The organism is Candidatus Pelagadaptatus aseana (assembly GCF_040362265.1).
Classification (GTDB): domain Bacteria; phylum Pseudomonadota; class Gammaproteobacteria; order Pseudomonadales; family Cellvibrionaceae; genus Pelagadaptatus; species Pelagadaptatus aseana.
This window is the reverse complement of record NZ_BAABNJ010000002.1, coordinates 378,535-401,235: the sequence shown is the minus strand read 5'-3', so window position 1 is coordinate 401,235 and position 22,701 is coordinate 378,535. Positions and strand designations below refer to the sequence as shown.

The window sequence follows — 22,701 nt, the reverse complement described above, 5'->3', positions numbered from 1 at the left end:
GCTTTTTCGTTTAAATGATGGCGGAGAAGGAGGGATTCGAACCCTCGATACCGTTTCCGATATATACCCTTAGCAGGGGCACGCCTTCAGCCACTCGGCCACTTCTCCGCAAATTGTTGTGAGAAATTCAATTAAATACTCTCTGACAACGGGGCGGGATAATACCACAAATATCTGAAAATCAAAGAGTTAGACGCAATTAATATTACATTCCCGGAAACAAAACGGCCCGCTGATTAGCGGGCCGTAAACAACTGATTAGAAATCAATCGTCTTGATGATCTTCGCTACCTTTTTCGCGCTGAATGCGCTGGTAGATCTCTTCGCGATGAACAGCGACATCTTTGGGGGCATTGACGCCAATGCGCACCTGGTTGCCCTTCACACCCAATACAGTGATGGTTACATCATCGCCAACCATCAGAGTTTCGCCAATTCGGCGAGTCAAAATAAGCATCGTATTTCTCCAGTAGACTCATCCCGTGAAAACAGACCTCATACTTCAGGTCCTCGGTATCTTCCCCTAACCCTTACCGTAAAAGGTATTGTACAGACCCCCCTATGAGGGATTTGTTCAACACCAGGAAAAATAAACCCGGAAATGTCTTTCCATTGATAAATATTATTATTCCACGATCCAGAGTATAGATCGCACTTTTATAAGCGACCAGCTGGCCGCCGATTACTCGGCGTCCAGATCAAAGGCCTTATGGAGACTACGTACGGCAAGCTCCAGATATTTTTCTTCAATGATCACACAGATCTTAATCTCGGAAGTGGTGATCATCTGAATATTGATGTTATCCGCTGCCAGGGCTTCGAACATTTTCGAAGCAACACCTGCGTGGGATCGCATACCCACACCCACAACAGACACCTTGGCAACACCATCGTCGGTCAAGACACCCGCAGCGCCGACTTCTTCGGCGACTTTTTCCAGAATGGCCTTAGCCTTTTCCATATCGTTACGATGGGTGGTAAAGGTCAGATCAGTTGTATTGTCATCAGAGATGTTCTGGACAATCACGTCCACTTCCACATTGGCGGCACCGATAGGCGCCAAAACGCGAGCTGCCACACCGGGAAGATCGGGAACACCTTTGATGGTCAATTTGGCTTCATCGCGGTTGAAAGCAATACCGGATACCAGTGGCTGTTCCATATCGGAATAATCCTCATCAAGAGTAATCAATGTTCCAGGGCCTTCCTGGAAACTGTGTAATACACGCAGCGGAACATTGTATTTGCCCGCAAATTCAACGGAGCGGATCTGCAGGACTTTAGAGCCCTGACTGGCCATCTCCAACATTTCTTCAAACGTAATTTTGTCCAGGCGACGAGCACCCTCACAAACCCGCGGGTCCGTGGTGTAAACACCGTCCACGTCAGTGTAGATCTGACACTCGTCGGCTTTAAGGGCCGCAGCCAATGCCACACCGGTGGTGTCGGAACCGCCACGTCCCAAGGTGGTGATATTGCCGTTTTCATCAACCCCCTGAAAACCAGCAACCACAACCACGCGTCCAGCATCCAGATCGGAGCGCATATTGCTGACATCGATATCCTGAATACGGGCTTTCATGTGGGAGTTATCGGTCAGGATTTTTACCTGGGAGCCGGTATAGGATCGGGCATCACAGCCGCGCTTTTTCAACGCCATACACAACAGGGCAATGGTCACCTGCTCACCGGTAGAGACCAACACGTCCATTTCACGGGGATCAGGTTTTTCCTGAATCTCATGAGCCAGACCGATCAATCGGTTGGTTTCTCCGCTCATGGCCGAAACCGCCACAACGATGTCGTGACCCTGCGCCCGGAAACCAGCAACTTTTTCAGCTACAGCTTCGATGCGCTCGATGGTGCCGACGGAAGTTCCGCCGTATTTTTGTACAAAAAGACTCATACCTGCTCTAAAATCCGGGTTTTATCCCCCGTTTAGGGGGGCTGAAAATCAGCGGCCAATTAAACACTAAATTGGCGCGAAAGTTAATGGTTAGTATTCTCGCCGGTTATCGCGCTAACGCGACGACACTCATCAGGCCAGTTGTTCGCCGACCCATGCTGCAACAGTGTCCAATGCACCAGGTAAGGCCGCCAAATCGGTACCGGCACCCTTGGCCTTGTCTGGTTTGCCACCGCCTTTACCACCAACCAGTGGCGCAAAGTATTTGATCAGATCACCGGCTTTCAGCTTGGCCTGCACGTCACTGGATACCGCGGCAATCAGATTGATCTTCTCGCCGGCGGGGCTGGCCAGCAGTACCACGCAATCCCCCAGTTTGTCTTTCAACTGAGCCACTGAATTGTCCAGAGACTTCATGTCAGCGCCATCCAACTGAGCCGCCAATACCTTGATGCCGGCAACGTCTTTGGCCTGATTAATCAGATCACCACTGGCGGCACTGGCCAGCTTGGCCTTGAGTTGCACCAGCTCTTTTTCCTGCTGTTTGCTCTGGGTAACCAACTGGCCAACTTTGTCGGCCAACAGCTCAGGGCGAGTTTTCAGCATGGCAGCCACTTGTTCCAACAGAGCCTGTTGCTCATCTGCCAGTGCCAGCGCCTTACTGCCCGTTACCGCTTCAATACGACGCACACCAGAAGCCACCCCGGCTTCGGAGGTAATGCGAATCTGACCGATATCACCGGTGCGCTCGGCGTGGGTACCACCACAGAGTTCAACCGAGAAGCCATCCCCCATGGACAACACGCGCACTTCGTCGCCATATTTTTCACCAAACAGCGCCATCGCGCCCTTGGCCTTGGCGGTTTCCATATCACAGACGGCGGTTTCGACTTCGGTATTGGCCATAATCTGCTGATTCACCATGGCTTCAATCTGTTTGATCTGTTCTGGCTTCACCGCCTCAAAGTGGGAGAAGTCAAAGCGCAGACGTTCAGAATCACACAGGGAGCCCTTCTGACTCACGTGATCGCCGAGAATATCGCGGAGCGCGGCATGCAACAGGTGCGTTGCCGAGTGATTCAAAGCGGTAGCCTGACGCACGTCGGCATCAATGGTCGCTTCCAGTGAGTCACCTACGTTGATGGTCCCAGACAACACCACACCTTCGTGCAGATGATTGGCAGCCTGTTTGACACAGTCACGCACCTCAAACCGCGAGTTCGCTGAAGTCAGATAACCACTGTCACCAACCTGACCGCCGGACTCGGCGTAGAAAGGGGTATTTTCCAGCACCACCGCACCCTGCTCACCCTCAACCAGGCTATCCACCTGTTCGCCGTCTTTCACCAGCGCCACAACCTTGGCCTGGGCGGTAGTGTCGGTATAGCCATCAAAGCGGGTTGCACCTTCCAACTTCAGGCTATTGGAGTAATCCACCTTAAAGGTACCCGCGGCACGAGCGCGGGCGCGCTGCTCTTCCATCGCGGCTTCATAGCCCTCTTCGTCGATGGTCAGCTCGCGCTCACGGGCGATATCCGCAGTCAGATCCAACGGGAAGCCGTAGGTATCGTATAAGGTGAACACCACATCGCCGGGAATCTCTTTACCGGACAGTTTCCTGATCTCGGATTCCAGAACCGCCATGCCCTTGTCCAGAGTCTTTTCAAACTGTTGCTCTTCGGTCAACAGGACTTTTTCAACCTGGGCCTGTTGTTCACGCAACTCGGGATACGCATCGCCCATTTCCACGGCCAGTGCCGCCGCCAGCTTGTGGAAAAACGGCTGCTTCTGACCCAACTTGTGACCGTGGCGGATGGCGCGGCGCATAATGCGACGCAGAACATACCCGCGGCCCTCATTGGATGGCATCACGCCATCAATCACCAGAAAAGCACAGGAACGGATGTGATCGGCAATCACGCGCAGGGATTTATTTTCCAGATCCGTGGCGCCAGTGGCTTCGGCGGAAGCTTTCAGCAGATTCTGGAAAAGATCGATTTCGTAGTTGGAGTGGACGTCCTGCATCACAGCGGCAATACGCTCCAGCCCCATACCGGTGTCAACGGAAGGTTTTGGCAGAGGCTCCATGGTGCCATCGGCACTGCGGTTGAACTGCATAAAAACGTTGTTCCAGATCTCGATAAAGCGATCGCCATCTTCCTCAGGCGATCCCGGAGGGCCACCCCAGATGTCTTCACCGTGATCGTAAAAAATTTCAGTACAGGGACCACAGGGACCGGTATCGCCCATGGCCCAGAAATTGTCTGACTGGTACTTGCCGCCCTTGTCGCCAATACGCACTATCTTGTCGGCGGGCACACCCACTTGCTTATGCCAGATATCGTAGGCCTCATCGTCCTCTTCGTAGACGGTGACCATCAGCTTCTCAACCGGAATATTGAGCCACTCTTTGGAGGTCAAAAATTCCCAGGCGTAGTTAATCGCACTCTCTTTGAAGTAGTCACCAAAACTGAAGTTACCCAGCATTTCGAAAAATGTATGATGACGCGCGGTGTAGCCAACATTTTCCAGATCGTTGTGCTTGCCACCGGCACGGACACAGCGCTGGGAGCTGGTGGCTCGGGTGTAAGGACGCTTGTCGTCGCCCAGAAATACGTCTTTAAACTGCACCATGCCCGCATTGGTAAACAGCAGGGTGGGATCGTTACCGGGTACCAGCGAACTGCTTGGCACAATGGCGTGACCCTTGGTCTCAAAAAACTTCAAAAAGGCTTCGCGTATTTCTGCGCTTTTCATAGGTTATTCCGTACAAATTTCGGTCAATTTAACGCTGTTTGGGATTCGCCGAAGACGTGATGCCTGCAGAGCCCCCAAAAAGCGCTCGATTATATAACAAAAAAAGGGCCAGAACAGCGCGCTGTTCTGGCCCTTTCCAAGTTTTTAGCGATGTAAACGCTGTTATCAACCAACCGGGATTACAAACCCAGTTCGGCCTCGGTAAACAGCTTACCGCCCAATATATGCAAGTGCAGATGGAACACGGTTTGTCCCACTTCTTCACCGTTATTGATCACCAGTCGGAAGGCGTCGCCAACATTGTGTTCACGGGCAATCTCGCCAGCCTTGACCATCAGCTTGCCCAGCAAGGCCTGATCTTCAGCGGTGGCATCCACCAATCGAGGAATCGGTTTGCGCGGAATCAGCAACAGATGCACCGGCGCTTTAGGGGCAATGTCCTTGATGCAGATACAGTCATCGTCTTCATAGACTTTATCGGCGGGAATTTCACCGTTCATGATGCGGGTAAAAATGGATGGTTCGGACATAACAGTCTCCGATCTGTGTTCCCTGTCATCTTGACGCGAAGCGGAAAGATCCTTCACTTCGTTCAGGATGACGTGGATGTCATTGAAATTTATTTCCGTAAAGCTTCTTTTTCTTCTTCGCTCATCTGCCGGGCTTCACCCTCAAGCATGACCGGAATGCCATCGCGAACCGGATAGGCCAGACCACTGGCAACACACAGCAGCTCCTGTTTTTCCTTATCATATTCAACAGGGGCTTTGCTCACCGGGCACACCAGCAGGCTCAATAATTTCTGATCAATCATATTCAGTCTCACAAATACTAACGACGGCGAGCTTACGCTAAGCCCGACAATTTTTCTATTTTCTCACGCTTTCCATCGGTGGTACCAGCAATTGCGGGTCAACTCTCTGGTCCATCCAATTCATACGCCAATCCAGGTGAGGCCCGGTTACCCGACCGGTGGCACCCACTTCTGCAATGGGGTCGCCCTGTTTTACTTCCTGACCTTCGGTTACCAATATTTTGCTCAAATGGATAAACGAAGAATTCAGACCCTGGCCATGATCAATGATCAGGGTTCCACCGGAAAAAAACATATTCTCATGCACCAGTGTGACCTTGCCACCCACGGGGGCTGTCACCACGGTGCCGGTTGGGGCGGCCACATCGACGCCAAAATGGGGGCGACGAGGCTGGCCGTTGTAGTAGCGCTGACTGCCATAGACACCGGTAATGGGCCCGGTTAAAGGCCACTCGAAGTTATCGCGATACTCCTGTCGCTGGGATATAACGGCTCTGGCCCGCTTGGTTTGAGCGATCTCTTTATAGATCCTGTCAAGATGCTGTTGATCCGGATTGACCGTGCGACTGGGAACCCCTTCCACGCGCTGAATTTTATACTGGCGCTGCACGACCACCTTGTTCAGACGGAAATCATTCCCCTGTGAATCGGTCAACACCAGTTCAACCGGAGACTTTGCATCGCGCCCGAGACCGAGCACAAAATAGCCATCGCTCGAAACCATGACATCATGCCCCAGAAAGGCAACCTTGGTACCGGGCGCGACCTGCCCAACCAAAACACTGCCCTGCTTCCATTGCCCTTGAATACTTCGCAGCGGACTGTCTTTGCCCACCGCATTAAACGTACTCAGGCACAGAGTTAAAAGAAGGGAGGTAATCACCACTCGATTCATCGCCAAACCTTATGTTTTGTAAAGAGCCCTGCCGATCAGGATTGGAAAAAGAGTAACATAGGGCAAACATTTAATGAGCCCAAATATTATTCCCATGTCTGACTTTACGCCTCCACCCGGTCTGCGCAACCCGCATGTGCAAAACATCATTGCCAGTACCGGCCCAAGACGATGGCTGGTACGCAGGCAAGCCAGAAGCCTGCTGAATCATTCTGAAGACGTCATCCTCAACTGCGGCAACGGCGTGCGCCTGCTTGGGCATATCAATCGCCATCCGCACGGCGCAAAATCCCTGATCACGCTGCTGCATGGCTGGGAGGGCAGCAGTGATTCCACCTATGTGCTATCGGCAGCACGACGCCTTTATGGCGAGGGGCACGATATTTTCCGGCTCAACTTTCGCGATCACGGCGACACCGAACACCTCAACCGGGAAATCTTCAACTCCACCCGCTTAAGCGATGTTACCGGCGCCATGGAAGACATCCAGAAGCGCTTCCACTACGAGCATTACTTCCTTTCGGGGTTTTCTCTGGGGGGAAATTTTACGCTCAGAACCACCATTGCCCAGCACCAGCACAACTATCGGATTGATCGCGCCGTTGCCATTTGCCCGGTCATCTGCCCACTCGATACCATGGACGCCCTGACCAATGGGCCGCGCATTTACGAGCGCCATTTTGTCAATCAATGGAAACGCTCGCTGAGCAATAAGACCGAACATTTTCCGGAATACACCTACCGCGATCAGTTGCCAGACATGAAAACCCTGGCACACATCAACGATTTCTTTATTCCGGGTTACACACCGTTTGACGACTGCGACAGCTACTTTGATGCCTACAGTCTCAAGCGCGAACAACTCAGTCAGATTGATATCCCGACAACCATCATCACCAGTGAGGACGACCCCATTGTGCGCCATCATATGCTGCCAAGGGAAAAACTCAGCCGTCACCTTTCCCTGGAAATTACCCGTTTTGGTTCGCACTGTGCCTACCTTAAAAATTACCGGCTGCACAGCTGGAGTGACGACCGCCTGTCGCAACTGCTGACCATAAGCCCTTAATGAAATAATGCTTTACATTGAATCCCAGAGGAGTATTTTTAAATACAGCAGGGAGCAATTTCTCACACCCAACAAGAAAACTACCTGCTAGTCATTACCCACACTTTAAGACCTAAAGGAAGCTGTATATGACCAAATCCCTAGCTGTATCTGATAATAATCAAACCCTGACCGACCACCTGCCAATCCTCTACGTACTCGACACCAACGTCCTCATTCACGACCCGACTGCCCTGCTTAATTTTGAAGAACACCACGTCATGATTCCCATGACGGTGCTCGAAGAGCTCGACAAGCTCAAGAGCGGGCGCAAGGCACAGGCGGCCGACTGCCGACAGGCCATCCGCGAAATCGACAAGATTCTCGGGAGGGCCGAACCGGAAGACATCGAGCAGGGGGTACCGATTCGACGAGGCGAAAAAAGCGAACCCTGCGGCCACCTCTCGATCCTCATGACCTCCCCTCCTGACAACGTCACCGTCCTCCCCAACCACCTCAACGACAACAAAATCATCAACGACCTCTGCCTCCTGCAACAGCACTACCCCGATCGAAAAGTCGTACTCGTCACCAAAGACATCAATATGCGCCTCAAAGCCCGCGGCTGCGGCATCGAATCAGAGGACTACCACAACGACCAACTGGTGACCGACATCGAGCTGCTCAACAAGGGCTATCTCGAAATCGAAGGTAACTTCTGGGATCTGGTCAACAAGGTGGATACCGAACAACAGCTGGGCCGCACCCTGCACTATCTGCCCAGAGAAGATCCCCTCAAGGAGATTCATCCCAACCAGTTCATCATTGACGATCTGGGGTTTGTCGGACGGGTATTGGAAGTCAACGATGACATCGTCACGGTTCTGCACGTGGACAAAAACAGTTTTATGGAACAGGAAGCCTGGGGACTGCAACCGCGCGATGTCTATCAGGCCATGGCCCTGAACCTGCTGCTCGATCCGGATATCCATCTGGTCAACCTGACCGGTTCGGCCGGCTCCGGTAAAACCATTCTGGCACTGGCAGCCACAATCGAAATGACGGTAGCCACCAAAATGTATCGTCGCATTATTGTGACGCGCAGCACTCAGGGGCTGGATGAAGACATTGGGTTTCTGCCGGGTACCGAGGAAGAAAAAATGGAACCCTGGCTGGGGGCCATTACCGACAACCTCGAGGCCCTGCACTGTGACGATGAAGACTGTTCAGGCAGTATCGATTACGTGCTCAATAAAGTACCGCTGCACTTCAAGTCTCTGAACTATATTCGCGGACGCAGTTTTCAGCACAGTCTGATCATCATCGACGAATCTCAGAACCTGACGCCTCATCAGATTAAGACCATCGTCACCCGCGCTGGCAACGGTTCCAAGGTCATCTGTCTTGGTAATCTGGCACAAATTGATACGCCCTATCTGAGTGCCACCAGTTCTGGTCTCACCTATCTGACGGAACGCTTCAAGGACTTTGCCCATGGCGGCAACATCAAACTCCAGGGTGTGCCACGATCGGTGCTGGCAGAGTACGCTGAGGAGTATTTGTAACTAACCCGGAACCGAGTAGGTGGCGACCACGTGCGCCACCGGCTTGTCCTCTTCTCCCACCGAGTAAAGGCTGATCTCACCAATGATCAGCCTTTTGCCCACCTTGATCAGATCACACACCGCCTTGACGCCATCGTCAGCCTTGGGCTTGCGCAAAAAATTGATATTGAGGCTGGTGGTTACAGACATAATCGACGTGTCGTTCAAACCCAGCGCCCCGATGATGGCGCCGTACATGGCCGCATCTGCCAGCCCCATCAAGGTCGGGCCGGATACCGTGCCACCCGGGCGCAACTGTTCCTCACCAATCTCTTGAATCATGGTGCAATGGCCGTTATCAACAGTCTTCACAATAAACCTGGCGTTGGTAAAAGTTTCTTGCATAAAGTCTGTTAATGCTTCAGGCGTAATCATATCTGTCTCTAACCTAACTCTCTCAAAACTTGTCCGGGGGGCACTGTGACCACCTGACGACAGGCGAAAATGCCCATCAACGCAATGGCCAGGCCACCCCCCAAAATACCAATGGGCCACAGGTACCAATGGGCGCTGAGCTCCATATCCAGAACCCCCGATTGTAGCGACAACAGCAGCACTTCAGAACCCAGTACCGCCATCAATCCCGCACACACGCCCAGCACACAAAACTCCACCCACAGGCTGCCCAGCAGACGATTGCGCGAACAACCCAGGGCACGTAACAACACCGTTTCCTGACGTCGCTCGTCCATACTGGCGACCACCGCCGCCCACATAACCAGTACGCCCCCCAGTAAAATCAGTACCAACACCAGCTCGACCCCGCCACTGACCTGCTCAACAATGGTTTGAATCTGCTCGATGACCCGGTCCATTTCGATCACCACAACGGTCGGAAACGCGCGCAACAAATCGTTCAATACCAGCTTCTGCTCACCGGTGAGGTAGACACTGGTCAAATAAGCGGGAAAATAATCCTCAAGTGCACTGGGAGAAAACAGGAAATAAAAATTCGGGTTCATGGAATCCCACTGCACTGTTCGAATGCTCGCCACCCGGGCAACCAGTTCAATACCGCCCACACTGAACGTCAACTCATCATCCAGCTTTAACCCCATCTGCTCCGCAGTCTCAGCCTCAACCGACACACCGTTTTCGCCCATGGACTGCCATTGATCCCACCACTGACCAGCGACCATGCGGTTATCGGCCCCCATAGATTCGCTCCAGCTAAGATTCACTTCCCGGCGCAGTGCCTCGGCTCGCTCACGAATCCCGGCATCCGGCTCAACACCGTTGATGTGGGTGACTCTGGCACGCAGCATCGGGTAAAAAGGCTGGGCCTCAATACCTTGTTGTTCGAACAGCTCTGCAATCGGGGTAATTTCGCCCTGTTCAATATTCAATAAAAAATGATTGGGAGTTCCCTCTGGCAATTGGGTTTGCCAGTCACCGATCAAGTTGGTGCGCAGTGCCGTCATGGACAGCAACAGCATGATCGCCAAAGCAAACACCAACATCTGGATCACACTAAACTGGCGATTGCGCTCCAGGGCTGAAATTCCCAAGCGCCAGATGCTACCAGCTCGGCTGCCAAGTCGACGACTGCCCCGCAATAACACCAGAGCCAACAGCACACTGACCAAAACCAGAGCCAATAACGCCAGCAACACCCCGCCCGTCAGGGCAATATGGCCACTGAACAGAAACACGAGCAAGGCAATGGCCATCAAACCAAACACAAACTGCAGATATTGATGTGCCAGAGATATCTGCATATCGCGGCGCAAAATGCGAATGGGCGGCACCAGAGGCAAACGCCACAGAGGGGGCACCACAAAGAAAAACAGACAGATAAACCCAGTTAACAAACCCAGGCCATAAGCCGACCAGTGAGCACTTAGCAGCTCGGCGGCAAACACACTGCCAATCACGGACGCCACCCACTGCTGCAGCAGCTCCCCCAGAGCCAACCCAACCAGAGACGAGCCCAATCCCAACAGCAGTAACTGGGTCATATACAAACGCCGAATTTTCCAGACACCACTACCCAGACTTTTTAGCAGGGCGATCTGCTCGACCTGCAATGCCGCAAAATGTCGAGCCGCAATGGCAATCGCAACGCCACTGAGGAGCACCCCCACCACTGCCGCAATCAACAGAAAGCTTCGCGCTGTAGACAGGGTTTTGGCCAAGCCCCGCTGTGAGGATTCCAAATCGATAATCTGTTGATGGACACTGAGCTCAGGTTCCAAATCAGCAAGATACGCTTGCAGATCAGAATCAGCGCCACTGAGTAACATGCGGTAGCGAATCCGGCTGCCAGGCTGAACCACATTGGTGGCTGCCAGATCCGCCTGATTGATCATCACCCGCGCACCAATCAGGGAAAAATTACTGCCACGGTCCGGCTCGGCAACAATGATTTTGCTGATGGTAAAACCCTGCTCACCCACCTGAATGGTGTCGCCCAGCTCAATGTTCAACAGCGGCAGAAGTCTTGAATCGACCCAGGCTTCACCCCGCTCAGGAATCCCCTCAGCTGGCTGCATCAATTGTTTGTCGGTGGTGAAAGCCTGATCGGCGAGGACCAGCTCTCCCGCCAGAGGATAGCCTTCCGATACCGCCTTGACCGCGGACAGATGCATCTCTTCACCGGCGAACACCATTGACGCAAACGATACGGTTTGAGCTGTATTCAGACCCGACTCGCCCGCCCGATCCAACCAGTTTTGTGCAATTGGCTGGCTGCTGCGGATCACCCGATCACCGCCCAAAAAGCTGTGACTCTGCTGTATCAGGGTATTTTCCAGCCGGCTCGTAAATACCGCAATGCAACTGACCACGGCCACCGAAAGAATCAGTGAGGCTGCCAGAATACGCACTTCTCCGGTGCGCAGGCTGCGCCAGAATTGCCGCCACGCCAACATCAGGCAACGGCTCCGGTGGTTTTGGTGGTATTAGTACTCACTACTTCACCGGCATCGAGCACCAACGTTTGCTGACAGCGATCAGCCAGACGTTGCTCATGAGTCACCAGCACCAGAGTAGTGCCGTGTTCACGATTGAGCTCAAACAGCAAATCAATGATGTGCGCCCCGGTTGCGGTATCGAGATTGCCGGTAGGCTCATCGGCAAACAGGATATCCGGGTGGCTGGCAAAGGCACGGGCGATGGCCACCCGCTGCTGTTCACCGCCGGACAATTGTTTGGGGAAATGACCCAAACGCTGCTTCAAGCCAACCCGGGTCAGAAAAAACTCCGCCTTGCCGCGGGCATCGTCTTCACCGTGCAACTCCAGTGGCATCATGACGTTTTCCAGAGCGGTCAGTCCCGGCAACAATTGAAACGACTGAAACACAAACCCCACATGACGGGCACGGACTTTGGCCCGCTGCTCCTCGGTCAGTTTGGTAATATCCTCACCCTGAAACAGCACCTTGCCTGACGAAGGACCATCCAATCCCGCCAGAATCCCCAGCAGGGTCGACTTGCCCGATCCGGAAGCGCCAACAATAGCGAGACTTTCTCCTTTGGCTACGGTCAACTCGACCTGATTGAGAATGGTTAGGGTGCCTGCGGCGGTTTCAACCTGCTTACAGAGATTTTCGGCGATTAACATAATTTATCCATAAACTGCTTGGAAGCCGGCTTCGACCGGCTATAGTTTTTGCAGTTTCGTTGCAGAAATAATGAGAGTCAAAATGGTTCACCAATCTTTACAAGCTGCTTTACACAAGTTGCCACAGACATTGTTTTCGTCGCGCCTTTGGCTGGTGTTGTTCACCCTGCTGTGCCTCTCATCCGTAGCGCAGGCAAAATCCAACATTCTGGTTCTGGGCGACAGTCTCAGTGCGGCCTACGGCATCGATCCGGAACAGGGCTGGGTGGCATTGATGGAGCAACGACTGAATCGCAAAGCCCGGCCCTATCAGGTGGTTAACGCCAGCATCAGTGGCGAGACATCGGGCGGAGGACTGAAACGGCTGCCAAAACTACTGGATACCCACAACCCTGATATTGTCATTATCGAGTTGGGAGCCAATGACGGATTACGGGGTTACCCCCTGAAACGCATGATCGGCAATCTGGAACAAATGATTCGATTGAGCCAGCAGCAAAATGCCCGCGTATTGCTGGCTGGCATGAAGATACCGCCAAATTATGGCCCGATTTACAGTCTGAAATTCGAGAAGGTATATCGACGACTGGAAGACCAGTACGACATCCCGTTAATCCCCTTTTTCCTGGACAATGTCGCGGGCAAGCGGGAGTTGATTCAGCGTGACGGACTGCATCCGACGGCCGAAGCGCAGCCCATTATTCTCGACAATGTCTGGCCTTACCTCGAACCACTGATGGATTAGCGAGACCGGGAGACCGGTTCGAGATACTCCACCATCAGCTGCAGGGATTGCTGACCACGAAACTCGTTGATATCCAATCGATAGGCGGCGCGCAACTGAGTCGCCCCCGGATTGGGCCACAGTTCCAGATCGACATTAAAGGCAATCGCATCCACAACCTCACCCGCTGGCTTGCCGTCATCCAATGGCTGCAACACCAGTTTCAAATGTTTTTCGCCCACCAGCCTTTGCTGCACAATAGCAAACTCGCCATCAAACACCGGTTCAGGAAAATGCTGCCCCCAGGGGCCGGCTTCACGCAGACTACAGGCCAGATCAAAATTGATTTGCTGTGGCGATAAACCACCATCGCTGAAAATCACCGCCTGCAGGTCATCTTCGCTCAACTGCTCGCGAACCACGCGATCAAAAGCCACTTGGAAAGCTTGGAAATTCTCTTGCTTGAGGCTCAATCCCGCAGCCATGGCGTGACCACCAAACTTGGTCAGTAAACCGGGGTTGGCACTGGCCACCGCATCCAGCGCATCGCGAATGTGCAGACCGGCGATTGAACGCGCGGAGCCCTTGATCTCGCCGTTATCAGCATCGGCAAAAGCAATCACCGGACGGTGGTACTGATCCTTGATGCGCGATGCCAGAATCCCGACTACGCCCTGATGCCAGCTCCCATCATAGAGACACAGTCCCCAGGGAATTTGACTCTCTTCCCCCAATGACAGCTTTTTCAGGTCCGCCATGGCCTCCTGCTGCATACTGCCCTCAATGGCGCGGCGATCCTTGTTCAGGCTATCGAGTTCAAATGCCATCTCCCGCGCCAATGAGTCGGAATCACACAATAAGCACTCAATCCCCAGAGACATATCGTCCAGGCGACCGGCGGCATTCAACCGCGGCCCCACGGCAAACCCCATATCCGAGGCCACCAGCCGATGCAATTGACGACCGGCAATATCCAGTAACGCTCGAATCCCCGGGCGCAACTGCCCCGCTCGCATCCTTTGCAATCCCTGATGCACCAGTATTCTGTTGTTGTGATCCAGCGCCACCACGTCCGCCACGGTACCCAGTGCCACCAAGTCCAGAAACTCACCCATATTGGGTTCTTTGATACCCTGCAGACTGAACCAACCGGCATCGCGCAATGCCGCGCGCAGAGCAATCATCAGGTAAAACACCACACCGACACCGGCCAGATTTTTACTGGGAAATTCACAGCCTCGTTGATTGGGATTGACAATGGCATCGGCGCTGGGGGTTTCGGCACCGGGTAAATGATGGTCGGTCACCAACACCTTGATGCCCGCTTCTTTGGCAAACGCTACGCCTTCAATGGAGGAGATGCCGTTATCCACCGTCATAATCAAATCCGGCGACCGACCTTTGGCCACTTCGACAATTTCCGGCGTCAGACCATAGCCATACTCAAAACGGTTGGGCACCAGATAATCCACATAGTGAGCCCCCATGGCCCGCAGCGCCAACATACTTAACGCACTGCTGGTGGCTCCATCGGCATCAAAGTCACCAACGATCAGAATCTTGCGCTGTTCGGTGACCGCATCCACCAGCAACGCCACCGCCTCATCCAGCCCCTTCATGGTGTCAGGTTTGAGCATGGCACCCAGGCCACGATTCAACTCCTGCTCACCCAAAACTCCACGTTGTGCATAGACAGCTTGCAAAATGGACGGGCAGTTTTGCTGTAATGATTCAGGAATTTCTATTGAAGGACGACGGCGAATTATTTTTTGCATAAGGTCAATTTAATTAAATGTATGGCAGCCCACCGTAGGTTTAATAATCCAGCTACGAAGTCCAATATTCAGGGAGTAAGGTGCTTTGCTTCAGGACCGTCTGCCGCATGGATGCGGCAGCCGAGCCTACAAGGAAGTATATACGGCGAGTCCTGAAACAAAGTACCTTGCTCCCGCCGCTGGCACCAAACCCGCTCCCCTAAAAACCAAAAAGCCCACGACATCAAATCGCAGGCTTTTCAAAAAGAATATATCGAACAAAAATTAAGCCCGAACATTCCCCGCAATATGCTGCTGAACCGTTTGCAGATCTTTCTCAAGCACCTCAAAGCGCTCTTCACGATCAAACAGGTCAGTCATATGGTGTGGCAGTGCCGGATCTTGATCCTGACCGGCTTTGCGAACCGCTTCCGGGAATTTCGCCGGATGCGCAGTCGACAGACAAATCATTGGAATATCCTGACGTCGACGAGTCTTACGCGCAGCCTCAACACCAATAGCCGTGTGTGGGTCCAGCAGGTATTCGGTGTTTTCGAACACATCGCGAATCACTTCGATGGTCTCTTCATCGCCCACACGGTAAGAACTGAACAATTCACGGGCCTTAACCAAAGCCGCATCACTCAAGGTCATGGAGCCAGACTTGAAGTCCTCCATCAATTGTTTGATGGACGCACCTTCGCGACCGTAGAGATCAAACAACAAACGCTCGAAGTTGCTGGACACCATAATGTCCATTGAAGGTGACAGGGAATGAATCAGCTCTTTCTTGCTGTGATCGTTATCGCTGATGCAGCGATGCAGAATGTCGTTGGCATTGGTGGCAATCACCAGCTGATCGATCGGCAAGCCCATCTGCTTGGCCAGGTAGCCGGCAAAAATATCGCCAAAGTTACCGGTCGGCACTGAGAAAGATACCGCACGCGCAGGGGCACCCAGTGCCAGAGCCGCGTAAAAGTAGTAAACGATCTGCGCCATGATCCGCGCCCAGTTAATCGAGTTGACCGCGACCAGCTGACGCCCCTCTGGCAGGAAGGACTGATCACCAAAACTGGCTTTCACCATATTTTGACAATCGTCGAAGTTGCCACCCAACGCAATATTGTGGACGTTGTTTTCCAGTACGGTGGTCATCTGACGACGCTGCACATCGGACACGCGATTATGAGGATGCAGAATAAAGATATCGATGTTGTCGCAGTGACGACAGCCCTCAATGGCCGCCGAACCGGTATCCCCGGAAGTGGCACCCATCACCACAACTTTCTGGTCGCGCTTCTTCAGTACGTAATCGAGCAGATTGCCCAGAAACTGCAGAGCAAAATCCTTAAACGCCAGAGTCGGCCCCTGGAACAATTCCAGAATCCACTCGTTGTGTGCCGTTTGCACCATAGGTGCAATGGCCGTGTGGCGGAAGGTGGCATAGGAATCGTCGATGATTTTTTTCAGGTCGGCGTCTGGCACCTCACCGGCAACAAACGGGGCAATAACCTTGAACGCCAGATCCTGATAGCTCAAGCCAGCCCAGGAAGCGATTTCTTCCTGAGAAAATTTTGGCAGAGTTTCCGGCACATACAGACCACCATCCGGGGCCAGGCCGGTCAAAACCACATCTTCAAATGACAGCGGCGCTGCTTCGCCACGGGTACTGATATATTTCACAACAACCTCAAATACTTAAATGCTTTTCGCTCAGGTCTCAATCCAAAGACTCAACCCGGATATGGGTCACACTGCCTTCGATGGTATCCAGAGCTTCAATATCACTGATGGCCGCCAACAACTGCTTCTCCTGAGCGCGATTGGTCAGCATGATAATGGAGGCCTGAGCACCTTCATTCTGAGGCTCACGCTGGATCACGGCCTCAATACTGATGCCCTTGTCACTCATTATCTGAGTAATTTTAGACAACACGCCCGGGCGATCTTCTGCAGTCATACGCAGATAATAGGCAGTGGTTACCTCTGACATAGGCAACATATTGAATTCTTGCAGAGCATCCGCCGCAAAGCCCAGATGGGCCTGATTAGGCTTGCCACCGGTAGCCAGCTCGCGAGCCAGATCAACAATATCCGCTACCACGGCGGACGCAGTGGGCTCGGCACCGGCGCCCGGACCATAGTAAAGGGTTGGACCAACCGCATCGCCCTTCACCAGAACCGCATTCATGACACCATCAACACTGGCGATCAGACGCTTCTCCGGGATCAACGTTGGGTGAACGCGCAAGACCACACCGTCTTCGGTTTTTGTGGCAATGCCGAGATGCTTGATTCGGTAACCCAGCTCGTTGGCGTAGGTGACGTCCTGAGGTTCAATTTTACTGATCCCCTCGGTAAAAATTTTGTCGAACTGCAGTGGCATACCAAAGGCAATGGATGCCAGAATCACCAGCTTGTGGGCGGCATCGATACCTTCCACATCAAAGGTGGGATCGGCTTCGGCATAACCCAGCTCTTGAGCTTCTTTGAGTACGTCCGCAAAGTCACGCCCCTTGTCGCGCATTTCCGTCAGGATAAAGTTACCGGTACCGTTGATAATGCCAGCCAGCCACTCGATCTTGTTGGCAGACAAACCTTCACGCAGAGCCTTGATAATGGGAATGCCACCAGCGACCGCGGCTTCATAGGCGATGGTAACCCCCTGAGCTTCAGCCTTGGCAAACAATTCGTTGCCGAACTCGGCAATCAGGGCCTTATTGGCGGTCACCACGTGCTTACCATTGGCAATGGCTTCTTCCACCAGCTGCTTGGCAACAGTAGTACCACCAATGAGTTCGACAACCACGGCCACTTCCGGGTTGCGAACCACATCAAAAATATCGCGGGTAACATTGGCACTGGAGGTGTCGCAGGCGGGATTGTCACGACGGGCGCCCACCTGCTCAATAATGATTTCGGTTCCGGCACGGGCACTGATTTCGGCGCTGTTGCGCCCCAAGACATTAAAGGTACCGCTACCAACGGTGCCCAACCCACAGATTCCAATCTTTACCGGTTTCAAGGTATTTCCCCCAGGCTAAAACAACTGGCCACAACCGGTATGATTGTGGCCATAAAACAGGGGGGTAACGATACTGACAGCCCCTTGGAGTGTCAATGACGCTCTGCCGCCGCCTGCGCCCGCGGCATACTGCCTCCACGGCAATAAAAAGCCGCAGCCATAGAGGGCTGCGGCGCAATTCAGGACAGGATCACAGGCCCAGAGCGCGAATCAATTCCGGAGCCGGAACGTAACCCGGCTGGAGGGTACCGTCAGCCAGAACAATGGCCGGGGTTCCGGTCACACCCAACTGGCTGCCGAGCTGATATTGCTCGATCACCGGATGATCGCTACACAGCTTGCTGTTGGCTTCTGAACCCTCTTTAAGAGCCGTCATAACTGCCAGCTTGTCGTCTGCACACCAGGCGGAAACCATCTTTTTGTAAGTTGCGCCACGGGTACCACCTTCCCGGGCATCACTCATCACGGCCGGATTACCCAATTCCCGGGTATAGGCCAGGTAGCGAACCTCAATACCGCTGGCATTCAGCTCGGGGACTTCACGATGAAGCTTGCGGCAGTAACCACAATCCACATCGGTAAACACATAAATATGGGCCTTGGTTTCGCCACTGGCGGGAAAGACAATCTGCTGATCAACCGGAATGGCATCCACCAGTTGTTTGCGGTTTGGACGCATCGCGGCTTCGCGCAAATCCACGATTCCCTTCTCAGGATCAATGCCATAGAGGGTACCGGTGAAAATAAACTTGGCGTCTTCACTGACGTACAACAACTGTGAACGTGGCGTTTCCACCTGCACAAAACCCGGTACAGGACTGGCCTCTACGGTGCCACCGGGCAACCCCAGCTCCTGCAGAATTCTGTCAGCAACGTCTTTGGTAACCGCTTCTGCCTGAGCGGTCAATGCCAGCAAACACGAACCGATCAATAGGCCGGTCTTTATAAACAACTTCATAACTTCCCCTAAAAATGGCTTTAACGCTTATTATCCGGGCCGAACTTTATCATTCTCGAAAAGAAAAGCACCGGAAAATTTCGACCCCACAAACCTCAAAGGTTCCCCTGATGACGCTATTCCCAACAAACGGCAGTTTTAGCCCCTTGGATGGTGTTGCTGATGCATGGATTTCATCCGCGCCTTGGCAACGTGGGTGTAAATCTGGGTGGTTGACAGGTCACTGTGTCCCAACAGCAGTTGCACAACCCGCAGGTCGGCTCCGTGATTGATCAAATGAGTGGCAAACGCATGGCGCAAGGTGTGCGGTGACAGAGGTTTATCAATGCCAGCCACCATCGCCCAGTGCTTGATACGATGCCAGAATGTCTGGCGTGTCATCTGCTGCCCACGGCTGCTGGGAAACAGCACATCAGTAGCGGATTTAGCCAATAACGGCCGAGCTTCTTTCATATACCGCAGCAACCAACTGCCCGCTTCTTCCCCCAGTGGCACCAGGCGCTCTTTGCCTCCTTTGCCAACCACTCTCACCACACCTTGGCGAAGGTTAACCTGATTGAGTGTCAAACCCACCAGCTCGCTGACCCGCAATCCACAGGCATAAAGCACTTCCAGCATGGTACGGTCACGCAGACCAATCGGCTCATCAATATCGGCAGCCGCCAGCAGTGTTTCAACATCAGACTCTGTCAGTGACTTGGGTATGGGTCGCCCGGGCTTGGGGTTTTCTACGGTAGCGGTGGGATCCTGAGGCATTCGCCCTTCACGTACCTGATAGGCATAAAACCCCCGGCAACAGGAAAGAAAACGCGCCGTTGATCGAGCGGATAATTTTTTGGCATGGCGGTCTGCCAGATGCTGCTGCAGACTGGCTGGCGTGATCTGCAACAAACTGAGCTTTTGTTGTTGCGCCCAAACAGCCAGAGCAGTCAAATCACGCCGATAGGAAGACAGTGAACTTTCGCTAAGGCCTTTTTCCAGCCAGAGCGCGTCAAGATAATTATCAATGGTCAGCTGATGTTCGGTTGAGAGTGCGGGTTTTTCTGTGGCCTTGTTCATGCCGCTATGGTGTCACAGTACAACGGCAAACGCACTCGCAGGACCCAGACCAATATTTCAGGGAGACGCCAGACTTTTTAACAGCTGTTCCAGCCGATCCTGATTAATCGGCTTGGTGAGAAATTCGTTCATACCACAATCAAAAGCCTTGTTGCGGTATTCTGTCATGGCGTGTGCGGTCAGGGCTGCGATGTATGTATCGTTGTGCGGGTGTGGCAGTTGACGAATTTTTCGCGCCGCATCAAAGCCATCCATTATCGGCATCTCACAATCCATTAAAATCAGGTCATAGCCTCGCTTGCTCCGGCTTAATAGTTCCACCGCCTGAGCGCCATCGTCACAGACATCGGCCTCGATACCGAATTTTTTCAACAGCCCCGCTGCCACCAACTGATTGACCTTGTCGTCCTCAACCACCAGAGTCTTCAAGCTATCCAGCGGTTTACCTGCTTCAGGAGGCGTCACAGATACAGAGGCTTCAACCGGCTTTAACGGCAAATCCAGAATAAAAGTCGTCCCCACTCCCGAGTGGGTCTCAAACGTCAGCTTGCCCGCCATCAACTTCACCAGTTCATGACAGATGGACAACCCCAAACCGGCGCCCTGCAAGGATTCACCCAAACGAACCGCCCTGACCTGAACAAATGGGTTAAATAAATCTCCCCGGATGTCGTCGTCGATACCGGGCCCGGTATCGGCCACCGCCAGCCTCAGACTCGATTTATCGCCCTCCACAACCCCGCTTACAGTCAATTCTACCGAGCCATCGTCAGTGTACTTTATGGCATTACTCAACAGACCCAACACAATCTGCTGCAACCTTTGATTGTCGATCAGGATTTTGGTCGGTACAGATTCTGCCACATCAAGCCGCACAGTCAGCGACTTGGTTGCGGCTACCGCCTGAGTCACGCGAATCAACTCCTGCAACAGGTCACGGATATCACAGGGCTGCTCATCGAGCTCCAGTACACCGTCCTGCAAATGAGACAAGTCGACAATGGCGGTGATCACCTGTAACAGATGACGCCCTGAATTTTCGATAGTGGTTACATAATTGCGCTGCTGCTCATCCAGATCGGTCATATTGAGCAATTCGGCAATTCCCAACACCCCATTGAGCGGGGTGCGCAGCTCATGACTGAGAATGCCCAGAAAATTCTTTTTGGCCGCATTAGCCGCCTCGGCCTTGAGCAGCCGCTCTTCGGTTTTGTGCAAATCCTGATTGATTAAGGTCTGATTCACCAGATCGGCCAACTCGTTGACCAATGATACTTCGTCCTGAGTCCAGCGCCGCTTGCACCCCACTTCTTCCACGCTGAACACCCCGACAACATCACTGCCTTTGCGAATGGGAACATCCAGCAAAGAACTGATAGACGACCGGCCAAGGTAGCCAGACATCTGCTCTTCCCGTGTTCTGGGATCATTTTGAGCGTCAAACACACTGAGACACCGGCCAGAAAACAGGTGTTTAAAGTAGTTGGCACATTCGGAGATCTGAATTACCTCACCACTGCTGTAGTCGCCCTCACGGCGGCGGTAGAGTTGCTCCAACACAAATTCATTACCACTCTCAGAGAGTCGCCACAGGCTTACGCGACTGGCTTCCAGCAGATCGGCCACTGGCTGCAAACATTCACGGGCGAAGCTATTGACGTCTCCCAGACGCAGGGCCTCACTGCACGCCAAATCAATCAGCAGTTCCTGAAAGCCTTTGTTTTTTTGCAACTGCTGTTGATGCTCGGTGGAATCAAAGGCGAACCCCACAATTTCCAACAATTGGCCAGCGTCATCAAACACTCCCTGCCCCCGCTCCCAGAGATAGCGAATCTCACCGGAGCGGGTATAGATACGATACTCAACACTGAACTGACCATCCGCCTCAAGACTGGCATTGACTTTTTCCCTGACATAGTCAGCGTCTTCCGGGTGGGTCAATTCAAAAAAGGTAATTTTTCGCTGCAGAAATTCACTGACCGTATAACCGATGAGATCAAACACCTGATCACCGATTTCTACGATCTGCCAGCGCTCGCCCTTAGCCAAGCGATAGGCAATGCCCGGCAACCCGGAGACCATTTGCGGAGAGAATGTATTCACACCAACCTGCTTGCATCAGCTCATACCCATAACAGTCTGGCACAAATAACAAAAAAGGCCCCGTTATCAGGGATAACGGGGCCTTTTTGAGACTGGATCTCAGAGTCAGTTGAACTTAGTTCAGCTTCTCTTTGATTCGAGCAGCCTTACCAGTCAGCTCGCGCAGGTAGTACAGCTTGGCCTGACGAACGTCACCACGACGCTTAACAGTGATGCTGTCAACCATAGGGCTGTGAGTCTGGAAAGTACGCTCAACGCCGATACCGTGAGAGATCTTACGCACGGTGAAAGCGGAGTTGATGCCACGGTTGCGAATACCGATTACCACACCTTCAAATGCCTGCAGACGCTCGCGGTTACCTTCTTTAACTTTTACCTGAACAACAACGGTGTCACCTGGAGAAAATTCTGGCAGGTCTTTTTTCAGTTGTTCGTTATCCAGTTCCTGGATGATTTTGTTGGTCATGTTTCTGCTCCTGGAGTCAGAGGTTA

Annotated in this window: 19 protein-coding genes and 1 tRNA gene; 3 read left to right on the top strand and 17 right to left on the bottom strand. The window is 52.9% G+C overall.

The genetic code is table 11. The features are described from left to right. Positions 1–18: 18 nt before the first annotated feature. From ACPXV9_RS04395 to ACPXV9_RS04365, 7 genes are all read right to left on the bottom strand, one after another. Positions 19–108: transfer RNA gene (locus tag ACPXV9_RS04395), tRNA-Ser, on the bottom strand. Positions 109–265: 157 nt separating this feature from the next. Beyond that, entirely contained in the window at positions 266–457 is a 192-nt protein-coding gene (gene csrA / locus ACPXV9_RS04390) for a carbon storage regulator CsrA (RefSeq protein ID WP_423894922.1), read from the bottom strand. A 225-nt stretch (positions 458–682) separates the two neighbouring features. Beyond that, positions 683–1,906 (bottom strand): aspartate kinase, encoded by a 1,224-nt coding sequence (locus ACPXV9_RS04385; protein ID WP_423894920.1) that lies wholly within the window; start codon positions 1,904–1,906, stop codon positions 683–685. Positions 1,907–2,038: 132 nt separating this feature from the next. Next, entirely contained in the window at positions 2,039–4,663 is a 2,625-nt protein-coding gene (gene alaS / locus ACPXV9_RS04380) for an alanine--tRNA ligase (protein WP_423894919.1), read from the bottom strand. A gap of 179 nt (positions 4,664–4,842) precedes the next feature. Continuing rightward, positions 4,843–5,193, bottom strand: coding sequence for a histidine triad nucleotide-binding protein (locus ACPXV9_RS04375; protein WP_423894917.1), 351 nt, complete (start codon positions 5,191–5,193; stop codon positions 4,843–4,845). 89 nt (positions 5,194–5,282) lie between these two features. Continuing rightward, positions 5,283–5,477, bottom strand: coding sequence for a Trm112 family protein (locus tag ACPXV9_RS04370; RefSeq protein WP_423894916.1), 195 nt, complete (start codon positions 5,475–5,477; stop codon positions 5,283–5,285). 55 nt (positions 5,478–5,532) lie between these two features. Next, positions 5,533–6,372, bottom strand: a complete 840-nt coding sequence (locus tag ACPXV9_RS04365; RefSeq protein ID WP_423894915.1) for a M23 family metallopeptidase — start codon at positions 6,370–6,372, stop codon at positions 5,533–5,535. A 73-nt stretch (positions 6,373–6,445) separates the two neighbouring features. On the opposite strand from ACPXV9_RS04365, the gene ACPXV9_RS04360 reads away from it, so the two are divergent. Both ACPXV9_RS04360 and ACPXV9_RS04355 read left to right on the top strand, forming a co-directional pair. Next, positions 6,446–7,441, top strand: a complete 996-nt coding sequence (locus ACPXV9_RS04360; protein WP_423894914.1) for a YheT family hydrolase — start codon at positions 6,446–6,448, stop codon at positions 7,439–7,441. A gap of 128 nt (positions 7,442–7,569) precedes the next feature. Next, entirely contained in the window at positions 7,570–8,985 is a 1,416-nt protein-coding gene (locus ACPXV9_RS04355) for a PhoH family protein (protein ID WP_423894912.1), read from the top strand. Here the strand turns inward: ACPXV9_RS04355 and ACPXV9_RS04350 are convergent, their stop codons facing one another. From ACPXV9_RS04350 to ACPXV9_RS04340, 3 genes are read right to left on the bottom strand one after another with little or no spacing between them, the layout of a single operon-like run. Then, positions 8,986–9,399 carry a PaaI family thioesterase gene (locus ACPXV9_RS04350; RefSeq protein ID WP_423894910.1) on the bottom strand — a complete coding sequence of 138 codons (414 nt, stop codon included), beginning with the start codon at positions 9,397–9,399 and terminating at the stop codon, positions 8,986–8,988. It abuts the gene before it with no gap. A gap of 8 nt (positions 9,400–9,407) precedes the next feature. Continuing rightward, positions 9,408–11,894, bottom strand: coding sequence for an ABC transporter permease (locus ACPXV9_RS04345; protein ID WP_423894908.1), 2,487 nt, complete (start codon positions 11,892–11,894; stop codon positions 9,408–9,410). Then, positions 11,894–12,586: an ABC transporter ATP-binding protein gene (locus ACPXV9_RS04340; protein ID WP_423894906.1), complete on the bottom strand. Its 693-nt coding sequence runs from the start codon at positions 12,584–12,586 to the stop codon at positions 11,894–11,896. The genes ACPXV9_RS04345 and ACPXV9_RS04340 overlap by 1 nt, the downstream gene beginning before the upstream one ends. A gap of 82 nt (positions 12,587–12,668) precedes the next feature. Here ACPXV9_RS04340 and ACPXV9_RS04335 point away from each other — a divergent pair, with 82 nt between their 5' ends. Further along, positions 12,669–13,331: an arylesterase gene (locus tag ACPXV9_RS04335; protein ID WP_423894904.1), complete on the top strand. Its 663-nt coding sequence runs from the start codon at positions 12,669–12,671 to the stop codon at positions 13,329–13,331. Here the strand turns inward: ACPXV9_RS04335 and recJ are convergent. The 7 genes from recJ to rplS form a co-directional block, all read right to left on the bottom strand. Further along, positions 13,328–15,085 carry a single-stranded-DNA-specific exonuclease RecJ gene (recJ, locus tag ACPXV9_RS04330; RefSeq protein ID WP_423894902.1) on the bottom strand — a complete coding sequence of 586 codons (1,758 nt, stop codon included), beginning with the start codon at positions 15,083–15,085 and terminating at the stop codon, positions 13,328–13,330. The genes ACPXV9_RS04335 and recJ overlap by 4 nt on opposite strands. Positions 15,086–15,349: 264 nt before the next feature. Then, positions 15,350–16,747: a threonine synthase gene (thrC, locus tag ACPXV9_RS04325; protein WP_423894900.1), complete on the bottom strand. Its 1,398-nt coding sequence runs from the start codon at positions 16,745–16,747 to the stop codon at positions 15,350–15,352. A 37-nt stretch (positions 16,748–16,784) separates the two neighbouring features. After that, positions 16,785–18,089, bottom strand: a complete 1,305-nt coding sequence (locus ACPXV9_RS04320; protein WP_423894898.1) for a homoserine dehydrogenase — start codon at positions 18,087–18,089, stop codon at positions 16,785–16,787. A 190-nt stretch (positions 18,090–18,279) separates the two neighbouring features. After that, entirely contained in the window at positions 18,280–19,047 is a 768-nt protein-coding gene (locus ACPXV9_RS04315) for a DsbC family protein (RefSeq protein WP_423894896.1), read from the bottom strand. A 138-nt stretch (positions 19,048–19,185) separates the two neighbouring features. Continuing rightward, a complete protein-coding gene (xerD, locus tag ACPXV9_RS04310; RefSeq protein ID WP_423894894.1) occupies positions 19,186–20,106 on the bottom strand; it encodes a site-specific tyrosine recombinase XerD in 921 nt (306 codons plus the stop codon). A gap of 57 nt (positions 20,107–20,163) precedes the next feature. Next, positions 20,164–22,209, bottom strand: a complete 2,046-nt coding sequence (locus tag ACPXV9_RS04305) for a response regulator (protein WP_423894892.1) — start codon at positions 22,207–22,209, stop codon at positions 20,164–20,166. A gap of 115 nt (positions 22,210–22,324) precedes the next feature. Then, positions 22,325–22,675: a 50S ribosomal protein L19 gene (gene rplS / locus ACPXV9_RS04300; protein WP_423894890.1), complete on the bottom strand. Its 351-nt coding sequence runs from the start codon at positions 22,673–22,675 to the stop codon at positions 22,325–22,327. Positions 22,676–22,701 lie beyond the last annotated feature (26 nt).